Source organism: Sporolactobacillus shoreicorticis, assembly GCF_024125445.1.
In the GTDB taxonomy this organism is placed as follows: Bacteria; Bacillota; Bacilli; order Bacillales; family Sporolactobacillaceae; genus Sporolactobacillus; species Sporolactobacillus shoreicorticis.
Window position 1 is genome coordinate 1 of record NZ_JAMXWM010000060.1, and the last position, 3,893, is coordinate 3,893.

Annotated in this window: 3 protein-coding genes; 2 read left to right on the forward strand and 1 reads right to left on the reverse strand. The window is 46.5% G+C overall.

Going from position 1 to position 3,893, the window contains the following annotated elements; all coding sequences use genetic code 11:
* The first annotated feature begins 130 nt into the window (after nt 1–130).
* Entirely contained in the window at nt 131–622 is a 492-nt protein-coding gene (locus NIE88_RS21765; protein WP_253065656.1) for a hypothetical protein, read from the forward strand.
* 47 nt (nt 623–669) lie between these two features.
* On the opposite strand, the gene NIE88_RS21770 is transcribed toward NIE88_RS21765, so the two are convergent.
* Entirely contained in the window at nt 670–1,779 is a 1,110-nt protein-coding gene (locus tag NIE88_RS21770) for a PTS sugar transporter subunit IIC (RefSeq protein ID WP_253065657.1), read from the reverse strand.
* A 272-nt stretch (nt 1,780–2,051) separates the two neighbouring features.
* On the opposite strand from NIE88_RS21770, the gene NIE88_RS21775 reads away from it, so the two are divergent.
* Nucleotides 2,052–3,695 carry a malolactic enzyme gene (locus tag NIE88_RS21775; RefSeq protein WP_253065658.1) on the forward strand — a complete coding sequence of 548 codons (1,644 nt, stop codon included), beginning with the start codon at nt 2,052–2,054 and terminating at the stop codon, nt 3,693–3,695.
* The last annotated feature ends 198 nt before the right edge of the window (nt 3,696–3,893 follow it).

A 3,893-nucleotide genomic window follows, 5' to 3' on the forward strand; every position in this document is an offset into this window, starting at 1 on the left:
GGTTAAGAAAGTATATGATTTTACAGTAAAGCAAAAGTTCGTGGAACAAACGTGCAGATGCGCATCACAGATTCGGACTCATGACATAGGGTAACATTGAAGGAATATACAGAGAGCCCGGGTGATCGAAATGAACATCAATTGGCAATCATTTCAAGGCACAGTTACAATGATCAGCGACTTTACGATCGGACCAAGTGAAGAAGGACAAGGCTGTTACCAATTATTTACGCTGGAAAATAGTCACAGCATCGTGAATTTTGTTGTATCGCCCACTACCTACTTTGTGGATCATGCCCGTATAGCCATTGGCGACAGGGTCACCGGTTATTATGACGGAAACGTACCGGTTCCGTTGATTTATCCGCCGCAGTATCGAGCGCTTATTATGGTTCAAGCTAATCCTGATCACAATGTAAAAGTTGATTTTTTCAACGATCAGCTTGTGAGCAGTGACGGACAATTAAGCTTAACCTTGACACCTTTTACACAAATTTTTCTGCCGAACGGTCAGTATTTTACGCACAATCCCGCTAATCGCAATTTAATTGTGATTTACGGTCCCGCGACAAAAAGTATTCCCACACAGACCACGCCCTACAAAATGATTGTCTGGTGCTGATCATTAAAAAGCCTCACGCGTTGCGTGAGTTTTTTTGTATTCCTATATTAAGCCTTTTCCAAGATAAGTTTAGGCTGCGGTGAAGGCTTTTCTTTCTTAAATTCCGCCATTTCCGTGCTGTAATCCTCCGGTGTGTAGAGATGGAATACTCTCCGGCAGACCCACTCGAAGAAAAAACCGCCTGCGAAAGGTACCGCAATGAATACGAGACCAATGATCAGCAGGTTGGCAAATGTTGCTCCGCCGTGCATAAAATGAATGGCGTTAATAGGACCAACCATGCCTGAAAATCCAAATCCGGCACTGATCGGCGTCCCCTTGATTTGGAAAACGGCGCCAAGCGCACCGAGCAGAGCACCATTAAGCATAATCGGTACCAGAATCTTCGGCTGACGGACCATCGCCGCGATCATAATCTTAGGTGTTCCGAGCACAATAGATAAGGAAAGACCGATTTTATTAACCCGCAGCCCGCCGACAAACATACCGACAGCTGCGGCTACACAGCCCAGATTACCCGCGCCTGAAGCGATACCGCTCATGCCGATCGCCGAGGCAATCGCCACCGTCGAAACAGGTGAGATCATAATGACCGAGAAAGCGGCCGCAATCAACACACCCATTAAGATCGGCTGCAATGCTGTAAAACTATTGATCATCCCGCCAAGTCCGGTCGTAACCGTGTGCACGATCGGATAAACAATCAGCCCCATACCGCCTCCGACAATACAAAGGATCGGCGGCATAGCGAGCGGCTCAAACGACTTCAGACGCCCTCCAATAAGCAAGACCAGACTGCATGTTAAGCTGATGGTCACTAATATATTCACTAAATCGCCCATGCCATTGATCACAATGCCGTTCGGCGTGAATTGCAACGCACCGGATCCGACCCATGCCGCAGCGGCCACACAGGCTAGCGGAATCGGCTTCAATTTGAATTGATGCGCCACCGCCGCACCGATCAGCAAAGGAACGGCCAGCATGAAAATAGTAACCAATTGATAAATGCTTCCAAAAATCGGAAACCGGCCCATCAGCGCCTTGCTTAATTCACCGAGTAATGCCGATGGAATCAACGCGGCAACAATTCCAATCGCGTGACCAACAAGGACATGGTTCACGAATGCTTTCACCGTCATCTTTTCTGTTCCCAACTTCAACATCCTCTCCTGTTTTCTGTCTCTGTATTTTGACCCATTCAAAGGTAAGTGTTGTCATTCTAACACATCACATTTCGCAATGCAACGCGTTTATTCGCTAAAGCATCTTGTCTCTATAATTCAAATCATTCACCGGGTACTTACAGATTGCATCCAAGCAGCCGCCTCATATTATATAGATTTATAACAGCGGCAAGGTTTGACTATAAGCAACTGCGCTTTCTATGATTGACCTGTGAAATAAAAACCATTCAGGAGGCCTTTTTATGAGTCCAATAACTCTTTTAAATGATCCCTTTTTAAACAAAGGAACAGCCTTTACAAAAGAAGAACGCAAAAAGTACGGTTTGCAAGGACTGCTGCCGCCTAAAATTCAGAGTTTAAACGAACAAGCAGAACAGACCTATGCTCACTATTTGACAAAACCGTCCAACTTGGAAAAACGACTCTTTTTAATGCAGATTTTTAATGAGAATCGTGTCTTGTTCTATAAATTATTCAGCCAGCATACTGTTGAGTTCATGCCCATTGTTTACGACCCGACCATTGCCGATACCATTGAGAACTACAGTGAACTGTTTGTACAGACACAAAATGCCGCATTTTTATCTATTGACGACCCTGCTTCGATAGAATCAGCATTGAAAAATGCCGCGAATCATCGTGATATCCGTCTTATTGTTGTCACCGACGCAGAGGGGATTCTCGGTATTGGCGACTGGGGAACCAATGGCGTGGATATAGCGGTAGGCAAATTAATGGTTTATACAGCGGCAGCCGGAATTGATCCAAGCCAAGTCCTGCCCGTTGTTTTGGATGCCGGCACAAATAACAGGAAATTATTAGATGATCCGCTTTATCTTGGAAATCGTCACGAGCGGATAAAAGGTGCACGTTATGACTCGTTTGTCGATCAATTCGTTGAAACCGCAGAACGATTATTTCCAAAGCTGTATCTGCACTTTGAAGATTTCGGCCGCGACCATGCAGCCGCCATCTTAAAGAGATATAAAGACAAAATCACAACATTTAATGATGATATTCAAGGAACGGGAATCATTGTTCTCGCAGGTATTTTAGGAGCATTGAATATTTCAAAACAAAAAATGACCGATCAAGTGTACATGTCCTTTGGCGCAGGTACAGCCGGCGCGGGTATTGCAAAACGCATCTATGACGAATTCCTGCAACAGGGATTGTCTGAGGCTGAAGCGAAAAAACACTTCTATCTCGTCGATAAACAAGGCCTTCTTTTTGATGATGACCCGACGCTCACTCCGGAACAAAAACCGTTTGCCCGCAAACGTACGGAATTTGAACACCCTGAACGGCTGACCCACTTAAAAGCCGCCGTTCAAGCCGTACACCCGAGTATCCTAGTCGGTACCTCTACACAGCCCGGAACATTTACCGAAGACATTGTGAGCGAAATGGCCGCACATACGGAGCGTCCGATCATTTTTCCACTCTCCAATCCGACGAAACTTGCCGAGGCCAAGGCTGAGGACTTGATTAAGTGGACAGACGGCAAGGCGCTTGTTGCAACTGGTATTCCCGCACCGGATGTTACCTATAAAGGCGTTACGTACCAAATCGGACAGGCAAACAATGCGCTTGTCTATCCGGGATTAGGGCTTGGCGTCATTGCGTCTACAGCGAAGGTATTGAATGATGAAATGATCTCCAACGCCGCTCACTCGCTCGGCGGCATCGTCGATCCGGAGCAGCCAGGTGCGGCTGTGCTTCCGCCCGTTTCTAAGCTGGACGCCTTTTCACAGACGGTCGCCTTGGCTGTGGCTCAGAGCGCCGTGGATCAGAATCTTAATAAAGAACCGATTTCTGATGTAGCCGAGGCAATAGAGAATGAACGATGGATACCTGAATATCAAGAACTAGACGATCGGTTATGAGTCTGAAAAAATTTCATCGGATGTTTAATTGAGTAGGAGGAGATCATTTTCTCCGTCCTCTCCCACCACCGTACGTACGGATCCCGTATACGGCGGTTCCTTAATTTGCGTGCAGACGCTCAACTGCCAAGTCTGTAGCGGACTTTCACCGCCTAACTGTCGTCCATGCCGGGCGCACCTAAAAACCACTGAATCGAA

What these genes read in the sequence shown, in the direction of transcription:
- NIE88_RS21765 (WP_253065656.1), top strand. Translation starts at nt 131, where the DNA reads ATGAACATCAATTGGCAATCATTTCAAGGCACAGTTACAATGATCAGC.
- NIE88_RS21775 (WP_253065658.1), top strand. Translation starts at nt 2,052, where the DNA reads ATGAGTCCAATAACTCTTTTAAATGATCCCTTTTTAAACAAAGGAACA.